Origin of the sequence: Cupriavidus sp. SIMBA_020 (genome assembly GCF_046535395.1) — a bacterium.
In the GTDB taxonomy this organism is placed as follows: Bacteria; Pseudomonadota; Gammaproteobacteria; order Burkholderiales; family Burkholderiaceae; genus Cupriavidus; species Cupriavidus campinensis.
Genome location: NZ_JAWRWU010001754.1, coordinates 1 through 232, shown reverse-complemented (window position 1 = coordinate 232; position 232 = coordinate 1). Strand labels below are relative to the sequence as shown.

General features: G+C 56.9%; 1 pseudogene. It reads right to left on the bottom strand.

The annotated features are described in order from the left end of the window. Window positions 1-232, bottom strand: a pseudogene (locus SB751_RS35635) (GMC family oxidoreductase); the annotation flags it as partial.

Genomic DNA, 232 nt, shown 5'->3' with positions numbered 1-232 from the left:
TTGTGCACGTCCCAGCTTTGCAGATAGCGGTTCAGCGCGCTCGTTTCCGGCGAATCGCCCATCACCGCGCCGCCGACGTTGTGCGTCGAAACGTATTTGGTGATGTCCCAGTGCGAGTCCATCGCGAGGAAGCTTTCCGAATAGCTGTCCGGATTCAGTTCCTTCGTGACATCGAGCACGATCTTGCGCAGATGCTGCTGCAGCTTGAGTTCGTTCTGTTTCCAGTCGAACG